Origin of the sequence: Niallia sp. MER 6 (assembly GCF_023714395.1) — a bacterium.
Taxonomy (GTDB): Bacteria; Bacillota; Bacilli; order Bacillales; family Cytobacillaceae; genus Niallia.
Window position 1 is genome coordinate 102,770 of sequence record NZ_JAMAUK010000004.1, and the last position, 16,025, is coordinate 118,794.

Annotated in this window: 17 protein-coding genes; 10 read left to right on the forward strand and 7 right to left on the reverse strand. The window is 38.7% G+C overall.

Annotated features, from left to right (window positions below; translation table 11 throughout):
* Positions 1–87: 87 nt before the first annotated feature.
* The 5 genes from M3600_RS07320 (at position 88) to M3600_RS07340 (ending at position 6,589) form a co-directional block, all read left to right on the forward strand.
* A complete protein-coding gene (locus M3600_RS07320) occupies positions 88–957 on the forward strand; it encodes a S66 family peptidase (RefSeq protein WP_251645102.1) in 870 nt (289 codons plus the stop codon).
* A 64-nt stretch (positions 958–1,021) separates the two neighbouring features.
* Positions 1,022–2,236, forward strand: a complete 1,215-nt coding sequence (locus M3600_RS07325) for a metallophosphoesterase family protein (protein WP_251645103.1) — start codon at positions 1,022–1,024, stop codon at positions 2,234–2,236.
* Positions 2,237–2,239: 3 nt separating this feature from the next.
* Positions 2,240–5,236 (forward strand): AAA family ATPase, encoded by a 2,997-nt coding sequence (locus tag M3600_RS07330; RefSeq protein ID WP_251645104.1) that lies wholly within the window; start codon positions 2,240–2,242, stop codon positions 5,234–5,236.
* A 52-nt stretch (positions 5,237–5,288) separates the two neighbouring features.
* Positions 5,289–6,257: a 3'-5' exoribonuclease YhaM gene (yhaM, locus tag M3600_RS07335; RefSeq protein WP_237940779.1), complete on the forward strand. Its 969-nt coding sequence runs from the start codon at positions 5,289–5,291 to the stop codon at positions 6,255–6,257.
* A gap of 44 nt (positions 6,258–6,301) precedes the next feature.
* Entirely contained in the window at positions 6,302–6,589 is a 288-nt protein-coding gene (locus M3600_RS07340; RefSeq protein WP_311315889.1) for a sporulation YhaL family protein, read from the forward strand.
* 39 nt (positions 6,590–6,628) lie between these two features.
* Here M3600_RS07340 and M3600_RS07345 read toward each other — a convergent pair whose 3' ends face one another.
* Positions 6,629–7,513, reverse strand: a complete 885-nt coding sequence (locus tag M3600_RS07345) for a peptidylprolyl isomerase (RefSeq protein WP_233317305.1) — start codon at positions 7,511–7,513, stop codon at positions 6,629–6,631.
* A 358-nt stretch (positions 7,514–7,871) separates the two neighbouring features.
* Here M3600_RS07345 and M3600_RS07350 point away from each other — a divergent pair, with 358 nt between their 5' ends.
* On the forward strand, positions 7,872–7,955 hold the full coding sequence (locus tag M3600_RS07350; protein ID WP_060670486.1) for a YjcZ family sporulation protein: 84 nt from the start codon (positions 7,872–7,874) through the stop codon (positions 7,953–7,955).
* Between the two features lie 52 nt (positions 7,956–8,007).
* The gene (locus M3600_RS07355) at positions 8,008–8,100 is read left to right on the forward strand and encodes a YjcZ family sporulation protein (protein WP_127736325.1); all 93 of its coding nucleotides are present in this window, start codon (positions 8,008–8,010) and stop codon (positions 8,098–8,100) included.
* A gap of 101 nt (positions 8,101–8,201) precedes the next feature.
* On the opposite strand, the gene M3600_RS07360 is transcribed toward M3600_RS07355, so the two are convergent.
* The 6 genes from M3600_RS07360 to M3600_RS07385 form a co-directional block, all read right to left on the reverse strand.
* Positions 8,202–8,381 (reverse strand): hypothetical protein, encoded by a 180-nt coding sequence (locus M3600_RS07360; RefSeq protein WP_233317392.1) that lies wholly within the window; start codon positions 8,379–8,381, stop codon positions 8,202–8,204.
* Between the two features lie 157 nt (positions 8,382–8,538).
* Positions 8,539–9,084, reverse strand: coding sequence for a DUF3267 domain-containing protein (locus M3600_RS07365; protein WP_233317304.1), 546 nt, complete (start codon positions 9,082–9,084; stop codon positions 8,539–8,541).
* A 187-nt stretch (positions 9,085–9,271) separates the two neighbouring features.
* On the reverse strand, positions 9,272–9,841 hold the full coding sequence (locus M3600_RS07370) for an HTH-type transcriptional regulator Hpr (protein WP_233317303.1): 570 nt from the start codon (positions 9,839–9,841) through the stop codon (positions 9,272–9,274).
* Positions 9,842–10,367: 526 nt separating this feature from the next.
* Complete coding sequence (locus tag M3600_RS07375) at positions 10,368–10,730, reverse strand: YtxH domain-containing protein (RefSeq protein ID WP_233317302.1); 363 nt, start codon at positions 10,728–10,730, stop codon at positions 10,368–10,370.
* Positions 10,731–10,851: 121 nt separating this feature from the next.
* Positions 10,852–11,931: a 3-phosphoserine/phosphohydroxythreonine transaminase gene (gene serC / locus M3600_RS07380; RefSeq protein ID WP_233317301.1), complete on the reverse strand. Its 1,080-nt coding sequence runs from the start codon at positions 11,929–11,931 to the stop codon at positions 10,852–10,854.
* Between the two features lie 255 nt (positions 11,932–12,186).
* Entirely contained in the window at positions 12,187–12,606 is a 420-nt protein-coding gene (locus M3600_RS07385) for an HIT family protein (RefSeq protein ID WP_233317300.1), read from the reverse strand.
* A gap of 615 nt (positions 12,607–13,221) precedes the next feature.
* Between M3600_RS07385 and M3600_RS07390 the strand changes: the two genes are divergently transcribed.
* The 3 genes from M3600_RS07390 (at position 13,222) to M3600_RS07400 (ending at position 15,998) form a co-directional block, all read left to right on the forward strand.
* Positions 13,222–13,962, forward strand: coding sequence for an ABC transporter ATP-binding protein (locus M3600_RS07390; RefSeq protein ID WP_251645366.1), 741 nt, complete (start codon positions 13,222–13,224; stop codon positions 13,960–13,962).
* A complete protein-coding gene (locus tag M3600_RS07395; protein ID WP_237940780.1) occupies positions 13,955–15,172 on the forward strand; it encodes an ABC transporter permease in 1,218 nt (405 codons plus the stop codon). Before M3600_RS07390 ends, M3600_RS07395 begins: the two co-directional genes overlap by 8 nt.
* Positions 15,173–15,278: 106 nt before the next feature.
* Positions 15,279–15,998 carry an EcsC family protein gene (locus M3600_RS07400; RefSeq protein ID WP_233317298.1) on the forward strand — a complete coding sequence of 240 codons (720 nt, stop codon included), beginning with the start codon at positions 15,279–15,281 and terminating at the stop codon, positions 15,996–15,998.
* The last annotated feature ends 27 nt before the right edge of the window (positions 15,999–16,025 follow it).

The window sequence follows — 16,025 nt, forward strand, 5'->3', positions numbered from 1 at the left end:
TTTATTAATAGCAGGAAAAATATTTGGCGATTTCAGAGTCAATTCCGTACAATTAACAGTAGTCTTTTAGAAAGAAGGAATGTCAGGATGAGTATTTTACATAAAGGTGATAAAGTCGGATTTATTGCGTGCTCTGACGGCAGAGACCGCTCCAAATCAAACATATATTTAACATTAGAAAATATATTGGCACAGTTTAGTGTTCATGCCGTTTACGCGAAAACCTTTTATGCTGTCGGTAACACGCCATTCAGCGGTACACCAGAGGAAAGAGCAGCAGAATTAGCGGAATTATACCAAGATAAGGAAATAAAGGCCGTTTTTGATTTGTCAGGAGGAAATGCTGCCAACGAGCTGCTCCCATCTATCAATATGGAAATAATTAAAGAAAATCCAAAGCCTTTTGTCGGCATGAGCGACCTGTCTGTCCTTAATAATGCCCTGTTTACATTAACTGGTGTTCCTAATCTTCATTATCAAACAACCAATTTACTGGGACCAGACAGTGCCTTTCAAATGGAATTGTTTACGAAAGTGTTTTTGACTGACTGGCACAATCCGAATGAATTAGTAACATTTCCTTATACATGGCTGCGAGGAAGCAGTATGGAGGGTACTGTTATTGGCGGAAATGCAAGATGCTTCTTGAAACTGGCTGGCACTCCTTATATGCCAAATCCAGAGGATAAGCTGCTTTTCTTGGAAAGCCTCGGTGGTGGACCGGCTGCGATTGCCTCTTATATTGCTCAGCTTACCCAGCTTGGTTTTCTTGAGAGATGCAATGGCATCCTGTTAGGTACCTTTACGGAGCTAGAGCAGAGTGCAGGCATGCCGACAGCAGAGGAGCTAGTGCTTGCTGCCACAGAAAAGTTTGGAATTCCTGTGGCAAAAACAGCTAAGTTAGGGCATGGGTACGACAGTCACTGTCTTCCGATTGGAATGAAACTTCAGTTATAACTTTTTTAGAACGTGCATTCGTATTTTAAGGATGATAATATAAAAGAAAAAGGAGGTGGTCATTATGGAGGAGATAACATTTATACATTGTGCAGACCTTCATTTGGACAGCCCTATGCTCGGGTTGAAAAATCTGCCTGCGCCTATACGAACACAGCTGCGGGAAAGCACCTTTACGTCGTTCAAAAGGATTGTTGATACTGCCATTGCCAAGCAGGTCGACTTCGTTCTTATTGCCGGGGATATTTATGATGGAGAAGACAGAAGCTTGAGAGCGCAAATATTTTTCCGGAAAGAGATGGAAAGACTGAATACCTCTGGCATTGAGGTATATATCATCCATGGAAACCATGACCATTTAAGCGGCAAGTGGCTGGAGATTAACTTTCCGGACAATGTACATATCTTTCCTTCCGAGGTCACTGTCTTTGAGCACAGAAAAAACAATGCGACAGTTCATTTATATGGCTTCAGTTATGAAGCGAGACATCTTTATGACAGAAGAGTAAACAGCTTTGAAAAAAAGGCAGGAGCAGATTACCATATTGGCATACTGCATGGCAGTTTGGAAGGAAACAGCGAACACAGTCCATATGCTCCTTTTAACTTACAGGAGTTAGCTTCAAAGGAGATGGATTACTGGGCATTGGGTCATATACATAAAAGAGCAATACTGCAAGCAGAACCGCCGGTAGTGTATGCAGGAAACATTCAAGGAAGGCATAAAAAGGAAACAGGAGAGAAGGGCTGCTACTACGTAAAACTAAGCAAGCTGGCTGCAGAGCTAGAATTTATCCCGACAGCGGCATGTTTATGGAAATCAGTTGAAATAGATGCAGCTGCAGCCAAAAACGTTGATGAGCTTTTGCGCTTATGTCAAAGCACGCAAAATATCGAAAGAGACAATGGAGTACCTGTAATCATGTCCATTAATGCTGTTAACGCAGAAAAACTTGGCAGCTTCCACGCAGGAGAACTGCTGGAAATCCTTCAAGCTGACGAGTTGGAGGAATCGGATTTTGTGTGGGTGTCGAGCTTATCGATAACAGAACGCAGCAGCTGGGATAAAGAGCAGCTGCAAACAGAATCTGCTTTTTTTGCTGAGCTTTTTCAAGCTGTTACAGACTACGATTCAATCGCAGAAGCTGTTGCGCCGCTTTATCGTCACCCAGGTGCCTACCGATATCTTTCAGAATTAACGGAAACAGAGAAGCAAGAGCTAGCAGTAGAAGCGGAGCGGGTGCTTCTTCACATGCTGAACGGAGCAGCCAGGGGGTAAAATATGCGGATTAAAACAATAACTATTTACGGGTATGGAAAACTAGAGAATATAACGTATAATCTGGATGCAGATCTTCAAGTATTTTATGGAGAAAATGAAGCAGGCAAGTCGACGATCATGAGCTTCATCCACAGCGTTCTGTTTGGGTTTCCTTCAAAGGTTCAGACAGAGCTCCGCTATGAGCCGAAAAATCAAGCTAAGTATGGCGGTAAATTAACAGCATGGTTTCCTGAACATGGTATGGCAACAATTGAGCGTGTTAAAGGAAAAGCAGCCGGTGATGTTACTGTCATTTTGGAAAACGGCCGAAAAGGGCAAGAGGATTTGCTCGGTGAATTACTGCAGAGAGTAGATAAAGGTCTCTATCAATCGATTTTTTCTTTTAATCTTGATGGCTTGCAAAATATCCACGGACTAAAGAGCGAGGAGATTGGAAGATTCCTGTTTTCAACAGGTGTAATCGGTTCTGATCTAATAGCAAGGACAGATACAGAGCTGCAGAAAGAGCTGGATGCCCGCTTTCGACCAAACGGAAAAAAGCCAGTCCTAAACGAACTGCTGGTGTCTTTAAAGGATGCTCACCAACAGCTGAAAAATGCAGAAAAAACAAATGAGCAATACAGCGGGCTGCTGCAAAGAAGAGAGGAGCTGGCCCAAGAGCTGGAAGCAGAAGAAGACAATGCTGTCAGTCTAAAGGAAGACATTAATAAACTGGAGAGCTGGTTAGAAGCGGCTCCAATAGTAGCACAAACAGAGCTTTTAGAGCGTAAAGAGGAAAAGTATGCTGATTTGACGTTTCCCAATGCTGGTATGGACAGATGGGACCGAATCAAAGACCGAATCTTAACAGTCCAAAGCCGAATTCAGCATGTGCAGAACAAGATTAAAGGATTAGAAGACAAAGACAGGCAACTTCAGCCTAATGAGGAGCTGTTAGCAGCTGCTGGAGAAATAACAGAGGCTAGCGGGAAAATGCCCGTCTATGAAGAGCTTCAAAAACGAAAGAACCAGCTGTTGAACCAGTTATCCTTATTGGAGAAGGAAATGGAAGTTTTGCAGGCGAAATTGCATGTGCCAATAACAGAAGAGGATATTTCTGATATTAATACGAGCATCTTTATGAAGGAGCAATGTGCAAATGCAGATGCCTTGCAAAAAAGGCTTAAGGCCTCCAGATTAGAGCTTGATGCGAGATTAAAGGAAGAACAGCAGCAGCTCGAAAGCATGGAAAGGGAAACCGCTGAACTGAAAAGTCGACTGCTTTCAGAGGATAAGCGCAAAGAGCTAAAAACGCAGCTTAAAGCAGCGGAAAACATAAGCTGGCATAAAGAAAAGCTTGCAATTCTACAGAGGGATATCGAAAGCGTCCAAAAACAGCTTGAGGCTAATCGGAAAGTCCATCTTGCAGCTAATATGCAGTTTCTGTTCGTTCTAATCATGCTGATTGCAATCGGGCTGGCAGGTGCAGCTGAACAGCTCCTATACTTAATGCTTGCAGCCTTGTTAGGCAGTATTGCAGCCATTCTTTTCTTTTTTAATAGAAGGAAGGCAACGAAGAAAGAACGGTCAGAGCTGCAAAGAAAAGCAAAAGAGCTAAAGCGGGATAAGGCTGGCATGAGAGAGGAAACTGGCGGTTTTGAATTGCCTGATGCATTTTCAGCCAAGCATGCCTTAGAGAAGGATAATCAAGCAAGAGAAAGCTACAGCTTACATCTAGTAAAGCTGGAGCAGCAAACGAAGGCGTATGAGAGAATATTAAGCGGCTATGAAAGCTGGGAACAGCAATACAGGGAGCATCAAACTGTTCTTACAGAACTTGGCGATACATTGAGGATACCTGCTTCTCTCGCATATGATTATATTTACGATGCTTATTTGCTGTTAGACGAATGGAAGGTAAAGCTTAAGGATAAAAGGGCGGTTATTGAGGAAATAACGGCAATAGAGACAGAGTTAGAACATATTGAAGCGCGAATCTCCAAACAGTATGAAAAATTCTTCTCCTTTAAAGCAGACTCACTTGCTCAAATGTCTATCCAGTTAATGAATGCTGTGAAAGAAGAAAATGAAAGAAAGATTTATTGGCAGGAGAACAACCGGGCGTTAGAAGAATGCAGGCAGGAGTTGCATGGGTTAGCAGGAGAGCTGTCGGTATTTTCCGCTGAAACCGAAGCGCTGCTCGACATTGCTGAAGTGAAAACAGAAGAGGAATACCGGAAAAAGGGAGAGGTATATGCAGAAAAAATCGAGCTAGAGCAGAAGCTTTCCACACTAAAGCAAAAACTTGAGCATTTTCGTCTAACACAGGAAGAGATCGAGTTTCTTCGCACAATCGATGAGCCGGAACAGGAGCAGTTACTGTTAACTGAAAGGTTAGCGGAAACAAAAGAAAGAATAAAGCAGATTATGAAGGCCAGTGCTGAAAATCAACTAACCATAAGTCAAGCCGAAAGCGGCGGAACGTACACAGAGAAATTGCATCATTTCAAACAGCTGCAGGATGAGTTTCAAGAGGAAGTAAAGATATGGGGAAAATTTGCTGCTGCCAAGCACTTCTTGACACAAACAGTCAATGTCTACAAAGATAAGCAGCTCCCAGTTATGCTGCATAAGGCAGAGGAGTATTTTGCTATTTTAACAGACAATCAATACGTTAGAATTTTGCCGAAGGAAGAAGGCATCGGCTTTTTGGTGGAAAGGGAGGATAACACCTTTTTTGAAGCAAAAGAGCTGAGCAGGGGAACAGCAGAACAGCTTTATGTGGCGCTTCGACTTGCCTTGACACAGACATTTTATCAGAAATATCCGCTGCCGATTATTATCGATGACAGTTTCGTCAATTTTGATAATAAACGGACGAAGAAAGTGCTTGAGCTTTTAAAAACTTGCAGAAATAATCAGCTGCTCTTTTTTACATGTCATACCCATCTATTGGAGCATTTTCCTGATGGTCAAATACATTCTCTGCTGCTGCACTCTTTAGAGCGAGACCGTTAATATAGATAGTGTTATACTAGGAACGAATAGATTAAATAAAAGATTGTACAAGATGAAAAAGGAGCGAAAAGCCTTGGATAAAAAAGGAATCCTACACTATGCGGTTGGGGACCAGTTTGATTCACATTTATTAATAAAAAGTTCAGCGAGAGCAATGGCCAGCAATGGCAAACCTTTCTTAACATTAATTTTTCAGGATAAAAGCGGAGAAATAGAAGCAAAGCTGTGGGATGCTACTGATGAAGATGCACAGTCTTATCAGCCCCAAACAATTGTGAGAATAAATGGAGACCTCCAAAACTACAGAGGCAGGCTGCAGCTAAGAATACGCCAAATAAAGGCAGCATCCCATGAGGATAGTGTACGCTTATCTGACTTTATTGAAACAGCACCGCTTGAAACAGAAGAAATGCAGGCGAAAATTAATCAGTATATCTTTGATATGAAAAATCCTAACATCCAGCGGATTACAAGACATCTCGTGAAAAAGCACCAGCAAGCATTTTTAGAATATCCGGCTGCAACAAAAAATCATCATGAGTTCGTTTCAGGACTTGCTTATCATGTTGTTAGCATGCTTGATTTAGCTAAGTCTATTGCCACTCTTTATCCGAGCCTTGATACAGACCTGCTGTACAGCGGTGTAATCCTTCATGACTTAGGGAAGGTGCTTGAACTGTCAGGTCCAATTTCAACGACTTATACAGTGGAAGGAAACTTACTTGGACATATTACAATAATGGTAAATGAAATTGGCAAAGCAGCCGATGAACTTAGTATTAAAGGTGAAGAAGTAATGGTCCTTCAGCATCTGGTGCTTTCACATCATGGAAAAGCAGAGTGGGGCAGCCCGAAAGCTCCACTGATTAAAGAGGCAGAAATTCTTCATTATATAGATAATCTGGATGCTAAAATGAATATGCTAGACAGAGCGCTTGAACGTGTTCAGCCAGGCGAGTTTTCAGAAAGAATCTTCCCATTGGAAAACCGTTCCTTTTACAAACCTTCTTTCCATAAATAATAATTTAATCCTATGGTCTCCTTTTAATAAAGGAGGCCTTTTTTTTGTTTAGTGAGGGCTTCTGCGAAAAGGTGAATATTCTAGTTTATCTAGCATATGATGTAGTAATTAAGAGGAAGGGAGTTAATAGTATGTTTGAGATTCCGATGTGGGTTCTGTTTGTATTAGGAGGTATTGCTGTAAGTGCATTTATGGCTGTTAAGACAGGAAAAGAGGACAAGCAGCAAGAGAATGAATATATCGAAAAGGAAGGAGAAGTATATATTAAGAGGATGGAAGAGGAAAAACAAAAGAAAAGCGGAAATACTCAAGAACGCGCATATGAAAATTAAAGGGAAACTAGAGTATATCTCTAGTTTCCCTTTTTTTTGTTAACTGCCTGAAGTTGTGTTTGTTGAACCGCTTGTAGACGTTGCATCAAGCAAGGACTCTAAGTCCTTATCCTCGATTTTTACATCTGCATCCTTTAGTTCTTTTTCCATGGCACTGTTGATTGTATCAGATGTAAGCTTGGACACTTTTAATTCATATTCCATGTCATCCTTTACATCTTCATATTTGCCTTTTTTCTTTTTATCTGTTACTTGAATTATATGGTAGCCATTTTCTGTTTTGACTGGATCACTGATTTCGTCTACATCCAGCTTGTATGCTGCCTCTTCAAACTCAGCAACCATTGTGTTAGCACCGAACCAGCCTAAGTCACCGCCATTTTCTTTAGAAGCAGTATCTGTAGAATATTCCTTCGCTAGATCTTCAAATTTTTCGCCATTATCAAGCTTCTTTTTGACTTCTTTTGCTGTTTTTTCATCAGCAACAAGAATATGACGAGCTTTAATTTCAGGCTTATAGTCATCGTAATATGCTTTAATTTCATCTTCTGTTACATCAACTTCTTTAACTGCGGCTTTTTCTTGAAGCATTCCAGTCTTAATCATCGAACGCAGCTCATCTTCATCCTTATAACCATATTGCTGAAGGGCCAATTCGAAGTTATCGCCAAGCTGTGATTTAATGCTATCAACTCTCTCGTCTAACTCTTCATCGGATACGTCATACTTATCTTCAAGTACTTTCTCATATAGAAGGGACTGCAGTACAGTCGTACCGTATTTTTCCTTCATCGCATCGTAGAGTTCATCTTTAGTAATATCACCTGCATCTGATTTTACAACTGCGTCTGAACCACCATTGCTGCATGCGCTAAGTCCAATGATGCCAGCAGCGAGAGAGATGGATAGTAGCCTTTTTTTCAAGTTAAACACTCCTAAGTTAGTTTTATCTGTAACATCCATCATTACTATATCATAAATTTTCAAAAGAGCAAAAATCCCTTTTAATGCAAAAGAAAAACGATAGGCAAAAGCAACAAATTAAAAATTGGGTAAATGTCCTGTTCCGTTTTTAGGTCCTAGACATATGATACATTGAGCTTGAAAAACAGCTTAAAGAATTAGCCGGTGGCTTATTCGTGCTGAATTGTGCAAAGGGTCAGGATGGGGGCAGCTTAGTATGCTGCATGTAACTGACTTTTGGCAAGCAAGTCTTTAGTCTTATTAGACTTAAACCATTTATCAAAAGGATACAGTAGCAGCCTTAAAAGGAGGTGTTACTATGGGTCATGCATACGGCGGAGGATTTGCGTTAATCGTAGTACTTTTCATTCTTTTAATTATTGTTGGCGCTGCTTGGCTGTAAGAGCCAAAGTAATGCAGAACATGAATTCAACTGATAGAAAGGAGGAGTCTTCATGTCAGGTACAGGTGCATACGGCGGAGGATTTGCATTATTAGTGGTGCTATTCATCTTGCTTATCATTATCGGAGCAAGCTGGGTATACTAATACTCTCTAAGAAAATAAAAGCAGCGATGAATAATCATCGCTGCTTTCCTTCCAATAAAGGGATATGAAGCACCTTGTTAGGAGCATATTGTCCGTTTATGTCAACTAAATAATAAATCAACATAGGAAGAAATCAAAAGAATCGTTATAAGGACATTGATTGTGCGGAAAACCTTCGGCTGTTTCTCTTCCGGGATTTCCTTTTGTGCGCATAGTGCATTTGTCATTCTATTAATATTATATAATATTAATATGGCTAAGATAATAAAAATGGAGATCATCATTGATTCCCTCCTTAAAACAGAATTATTGTATGATACTTACAATATCAAATTAAGGGATAAAAAGATAGTATTATATCCTATGATATGTCAATTAAATACATGCATCCTTTTCCTTTATTATCTTATGTCCTGACCGCAAGTGTTGCCTCCAGCATTAGCTGACATTGCTGACCAAAATTTCAATGCCATCTTCATTTTCTTCTACATAGCATGACCTTGGAGATTTCCATAAGCTTTTTATGCGAATAAAATCAGGTACACACATCCCGAAATGATAGGCAAACAAAATTAAGAAATAATGGACATAATGAGGAAACAGGAAACAGCAAATGACCAATGCAGTGTTAATGACGAGCATCGGCATAATCAAAGCAAATATAAACTGAATTTTCCCGATTGGGTCTGCTGCCCTAATACATATTAACGGAAAAATACCATAGTGTATATCAATTGATTTTTTTATTTTTTTGCCTAAATGGACAACCGGCAGAAAGTGCAGCAATTTATGAGCAGGATAAACGAGTAGAAATGCTGCCATAAAAGGTAAAAAGTAGTTGTCATTTAAACTGTTATACCCAAAAAATGCAATTGTCGGAGTGTAAAGGAACAAAAAAGAAAAAACCATTGTTAAGGAAGACATAAAAAGTATGCGTTGAAAGCCGTACTGTTTATGAAAATTAATTGTCTTCCAGCAGTTCATAAAGTAATCACCCTCCAAAAGGAGAAATTTTCTAGTTTAATAAAACTCACCTTGCTACTTTACGACGAATAGGGCAAAAAATCAATAGTTGTTTTTGATTATTTACTGGTGTTTTAAAACAAAAAAAGATAAGACTCTGTCTCATCTTTTTTTTGCCCTTTATTCCATTTTTACGAGTATATGTGGATTACTTCATAGGCGCCGGTTCTTTATGTTTAAGCTGCCCATTTTGTTCAACGAATGAATCTTCGATATTGTTGAAGGAGTTTTCGAATATTTCCATGAAGTTGTCTCCATAAATATTCTTGACGATTGTCATCATTTCCAGCAATTCTGGAAATTTTCCATATAAGTTTTTGATTGGCAATGCAGCTGAATATGCTGAGCTGTTGTCAGGATTGTATTCCTCCATGATATTAAGGAACAATTGCTCACCTTTTTCTGTGAGACAAACATAAGTGTTCCGTTTATCATTTTCTTTTTTGGAGAACTGCAGCAGTCCTCGTTCTTCTAATTTCTTAGAGAAGTTAAAGGCTGTTGAGACATGCATTACCCCAAAATTGGCCACATCTGATATGGAAGCGCCATTTAACTGATAAGCTATCCATAAAATATGATGTTCATTGATATTAAGATCATACGGCTTAATCCAATTTTGCCAATCCTTTTCAATTGATTTCCATAGTGCTTTACTGAGTTGTCCTACTCTTTGAGTAAACATTAAAGCTTCCTTCATCGAGCATTCTTTTTCATTCATCCCCAAATCTATTCACCTACTTTTCTATATTTATAATCATTATGCCAATAAAACAAAAATTAATAAAGAAAAAATAAGCGAAATTTTTAGAAATAAGCATATTTTTTGAAAGAAAACGTTTTATTGTATAATTATTTCTAAAATTAAATAAAAATTCACCCTTTTTCTACCAGCATTATACACTGTAACTTTCTGGAGTGAAAGAAATATTAAGAAGACCGAACTGCTTGAAATCAAGGTTTTAAACATCAGATTTTAAAATCTGAAAAATAGTTTCATATTGAAATATTTCTATACTCTAAAAACAAATCGAGAAAGAATGAATAGAGAATAAGTTTTTTAAAAAGTCAGAATATGTACTTTGTTATACTTTTCTTACATGAATTTTTATATTTACTATACGCGTATATTTATTTTTCCAAATTTTAGATGTTTTTATGTAAGGAAATTTAACATTACTCAGGAGGAGATGAAGGGGTTTAGCACAAAGAGAGGTAAACTATGTTAGTTTTCCTCTCTTTGTGTGTTATTGTTGCTTTTTTAAGTCGTTTTCTAATTCAGTTACTGTTTGTTCAATTTGGTTTAGTTCGATTTTCAGCTGTTCTTGATGTGGTTGAATTTCTGTTTTCCATTGCTCGAGCGATTCTTTTATATCTTCCACGAAGGTGCCGATGACATTTTTCCCTTCTTTGCTGGCAGTAGCAATGCTGTCTTTAATTTCTATAAGGTCTTCTTTTAAATCTTTGAATTCCTTTAGAAATGCTTTGCTGTTGTCCACACATGCTTTTCTTGCCTCTTTACCCGAAACAGGGGTAGTGAATAAGGTTGCTGCTGCAGCTGCAAGCCCGCCAATGATAAATCCTGATAGAAATGTTTTTCCACTCATCATGTTCACCTCGTCTTTTTTTCTAATTATAGCCTATTTTAGGTTAGGTTTGCATATATATGTCATTACCCATAGAAAGGCAAAAAAAACAGATAGGCGAAACCTATCTGTGTAAAGCCTTGTTTTAAGCGTTTTGCTGGAAGTCTTTCATAAATTGAGCTAAAGCCTCAACATGCTCTAATGGAACAGCGTTATAAATGGAAGCTCTGCAGCCGCCAACAGATCGATGGCCGTTCAGTCCCACAAATCCAGCAAGTTTAGCTTCATCCAGGAATTTTTTTGTCAGTTCATCAGATTGCAACGTGAACGTTACATTCATCTTAGAGCGGCTGTCTTTAACGGCATGGCCTTTGTAAAAACCTTCGCTGTTGTCAATGACATGATAAAGTGTTTCCGCTTTTTGGTTATTAATTGCTGCGATTCCTTCAATACCGCCTTGGTTTTCCGCCCACTTCAGCACAAGTGATAATAAATAAATAGCCAAAGTTGGAGGTGTATTGAATAAGGAGTTGCTGCTGGCATGTGTTTCATAGCTCAGCATCGTAGGAAGCTCTGGGTTCTTTTTAATGAGCTCCTTTTTTATGATAACAACTGTAACACCTGATGGTCCTAGATTTTTTTGTGCACCAGCATAAATGATATCGAAGTTTTTGATATCAAGTGGTGTACTCAAAATATCGCTGGACATATCAGCAATCAATGGAACCTTCAACCCAGTCGGGAATTTATGCCATTGAGTTCCGTATATAGTATTATTCGTTGTAATATGAAGATATGCCGCATTCTCAGGAACTTCTATTTCTGCTGGATCAGGAATATACGTATAGTTATCATCTTTGCTTGAAACTGCAGTCTCTGTTTTTCCTACTTTTGCAGCTTCTTTAAGTGCTTTCTCCGCCCAGACGCCAGTAAGTGCATAATAACCTGTTTTATCATCTGCCAGAAGATTCATTGGCACCATAGTAAACTGCAGGCTTGCACCACCTTGGAGGAAGAGAATTTCATAATCATCCGGTATAGAAAGCAGGGATGCAAGCAGAGATTTTGCTTCATTATGGACTGCTTCATAGTCTTTGCTGCGATGGCTGAGCTCCATTATGGACATGCCTGTGTTGTTGAAATCCATCCAGCTTTTTTGTGCCTCCTGCAATACCCATTCTGGCAATGCTGCAGGACCAGCATTAAAGTTATACGCGCGTTTCATGTTTTTTCCTCCTTGTGCTTTTACTACGATTTTGATTGGAAGTTTACCCTTATACTATCAAATTGTGAAGATTTGTACAGATAAAAAAAGCAGCCTTAAAGCGAATTTCACTGCTTCAAAGCTGCTGTTGTTACATTACGAAAATAATATATGTGTTGGAATACTCGAAAATCCAATGTGTAAATCATTGATAACGATTTCATGAAGCTATTGGATAATAGCTTTTTTATGTAGAAATTTTTAAAAATTTTCTGTTTACAGCTTTTCTTTAATGTCATTTGCAATTTGGGAAAGCTGTTCATCAGAATATGCGTCGAAGTTCGTTTTCCAAACGGCTCCAAAGCCATCGCCTTTTCCGTAGCGGGGAATAAGGTGCATATGATAATGGAATACAGATTGACCTGCTTTTTCACCATTATTATTAAGTGTATTCAGCCCTACCGGCTCAAAAGCTGCTTTTAATCCGTTTGCGATAGAAGGGACAACTTCAAATAAGTTTTTAGCAATTTCAGGCGTTAATTCATAAAGATCTTTTACATGCGTTTTCGGAATAACTAAAGTATGGCCCTTTGTTACTTGGCTGATATCTAAAAATGCAACAACATGCTCGTTTTCGAATACTTTTTTGGCAGGAATTTCCCCTGCGACAATCTTGCAGAAAATACAATCACTCATTAACAATTTCTCCTTTTCCTGTTCATTTTTCTATTTATTTTATCATAGAGAGGAAATTCTAAAAACAAAAAACAGAGACAGGATCAAGAGATCCTGCCTCGTTGAAGAGGAACTTCTTATTGCGCTCGATTAAAGGTCATTCTCTTTGATAAACACCTCATTTAATAATGAATTGTTTTCTATGAGAAAAATCGATCATTGTTCAAACGAACCATCCCCTTAAATTAGGTCTTTATATGCGTTAACGTATAAAGAATAGATGACAGTCTGCGACACCACACCTCATTCCGTAATGGAATTTTTAACTACTTGGATAAGCAACTATTGGTGTATTGATCTTCTGGTATACTTAACAAATAATGCAAGCTAACCATCCCCTTGTTTTGAACGAATGGAAGTTTCAGTTGATTATTTAATCTAAATAATCTTTTGCAAACACCTCATTTTTATTATTGAATTGGTTCAACAATATTTAAGTGGTGCCCCTCTTCAATAATTAGAATGTCCGTTATGGAGATATATATACACAAAAAAATAAAAAGCCAAGGAAAAATTTCAAATTAACGCTGTTTGTTGATAAACTATAGGTAATACATAAGTGGAGGTACGTTATTGATGACGCTTTTGGAAGTGAAGAATTTAACGGGGGGTTATACCCGTAACCCGGTTTTAAAAGATATTTCCTTTTCGATTGCTTCAAATGAGATTGTTGGCCTGATTGGATTAAACGGGGCGGGAAAGAGCACGACAATACGCCATATAATCGGGTTAATGGAGCCGCATAAAGGAGAAATAAAAATAAATGGCAGCAGTTTTGAAAGTGACAAGGATGCTTACCGCAAGCAGTTTACATTTGTTCCAGAAACACCGATTTTATATGATGAGCTGACATTAGAGGAGCATTTAAGAATGACGGCGATGGCATATGGTATCTCGGAAGAGCAATATAAAGCAAGAATGCCAAAGCTTCTTAAAGAATTCCGAATGGAAAAAAGATTAAAATGGTTTCCAGCTCACTTTTCCAAAGGGATGAAACAGAAGGTGATGATTATGTGTGCCTTCCTAGTTCAGCCTTCTTTATATATCGTCGATGAGCCCTTCGTTGGACTTGATCCTCTTGGAATTCAATCGCTCCTTGACATGATGAAGCGAATGAAGGAAGAAGGAGCAGGCATCCTTATGTCGACACATATCCTTGCCACAGCGGAGCGATATTGCGACAGAATCATCATTCTTCATGAAGGCAAAATTAAATGTGCCGGGACAATGGATGAGCTAAAGCAGGAATTCCAAATGCCAAATGCAACCCTGGATGATATATATATCCGGCTGACAAAGGAAGAGAGCCATGATTGAATTCAGTGAGAAGCAGCTGTGGAGAGACAGGTTAAGCTCTACAGTGAAGGAATATGTTCGCTATTTACGCTATATTTTAAATGGGCATCTAGTTCTAGTCCTTGTATTTTTATTAGGGGCGGGTTCTTATTATTATCAAGAGTGGCTTAAAGGGATTTCTAAAGGTTTTCCGGCTGCGATAATCATGAGCCTGTTGCTCGCATTACTCGTAACAAAAAGCCCAATTTATACGTTTTTAAAGGATGCTGACAGAATCTTTCTGATTCCTGTCGAGTCAAGAATGAGGAAATACTTTATCAACTGCATGCTGGTCAGCTTTATTTTCCAAGTTTATATCCTTTTAATGGGTCTTGGCATTTTAATGCCGCTGTATGCCAGTGTGAACGATGGGCAGTTTAATCGTTTTTGGTATTTCTTCCTTATTTTAAGTATTGTAAAAGGTGTAAACTTACTAATACGCTGGCAAGTTCAGCATTTTGTTAATGCGAGTCATCATACAACAGACACACTTATCCGTTTTTGCATAAATTTAGTTATCTTGTTTTTGCTTTTCTCTAATGCCTCGCCTCTGTTTGTGCTGGCTGTCCTTGTAATCCCTGTTCTACTGCTTGTCTATTATCAGAAGGCAACAAAACATATGGGTATTAAATGGGAATATTTAATCGCACAAGATGAAAAGCGTATGGCTGGTTTTTACCAGTTGGCAAATATGTTCACAGATGTGCCTCATCTGCGTAACCGAATTAAGAGAAGGAAGCTTTTAGATGTTTTCGTATCCAAAATAAGCTATAAGCAAGAGCTTGTATTCAGCCATCTGTATTGGCGGACCTTCTTCCGTTCAGGTGATTATTTAGGTCTGTCCGTCAGGCTAACAGTTATAGGCGGAATTGCGTTGTTTTTCCTTTCCTTTGGAATGGGACAAGTGTTGCTTGCGGTCTTGTTCTTATATTTGACAGGTCTTCAGCTTATGCCATTGTGGAACGCCTATCAAGATAAGTTATGGATCAGTCTTTATCCGCTGTCCATTGATATGCGTAAATCTTCCTTTAAAAAGACAATCAGCACTGTTCTTTACTTGCAAGGGATTATATTGTCAGCTGTTGTAGCATTAAAGGGAGATTTCACGGCAGGTCTTATGACGCTTATCGCAAGTGTTGTTTTCACCTTTGTCTTTGTCTCTCTCTATATGAATAAAAAACTTCAGGCATGATGTCTGCTTTAAAAACTCCAGCTAGGAGTTTTTTTTTGCGAAGTTTACGGCATAGGGAACAATTAAATGAATAATACGTATGTATAGGTTAAAGGGAGTGAAACAGATGAAGGACTATGAAAGCAATGTCAGACAAGAAGTAAAGGACTGGAAAAGACGTATTCTAAAAAGACCTACCATGCTTAACCGAGTATCTAAAAAGGCACAGACCAAAATGAATGGTTATATTCCTCAAAAGGTTCATCAAGTCATAACGGAAGCAATTAAGCAGATGATAACAGGCACACTTGCCGGCACAAATAAAATAACGAAGAAACCATCGTCCTCTGAAAGAACATTAAAAGCATTGGATGAAGAGATGGACAAAAAAATCACTCAGTTTCAAAAAGCAGCAGCAGTAGAAGGAGCGGGAACTGGAGCAGGTGGTATTCTTGTCGGATTGGCTGATTTTCCGCTGCTGTTAGCAATAAAGATGAAATTCTTAATGGAGTCAGCATCATTGTATGGACATGATCCAGAGGAGTATGAAGAAAGAGTGTTTTCGCTGTATGTCTTTCAACTTGCCTTTTCTAGTGAAGACAGAAAACAGGAATTAATAGAAATTATTGAAAATTGGGATGCAAAGAAGGAAGAAGTGCTAAAGCTAAATTGGCAGGAGCTTCAGCAAGAATACAGAGATTATATCGATTTCGTGAAGATGCTGCAGTTAGTTCCAGTAATTGGTGCTGCTGTTGGAGCAGTGGCTAATTATAATCTTTTGGAACAGCTTGGGGAAACGGCAAAAAACTGCTACAGAATTAGGCATTTTAACAAAAATCACGAGTGATACCCTCATATTGGGAGGAAGTAAAAT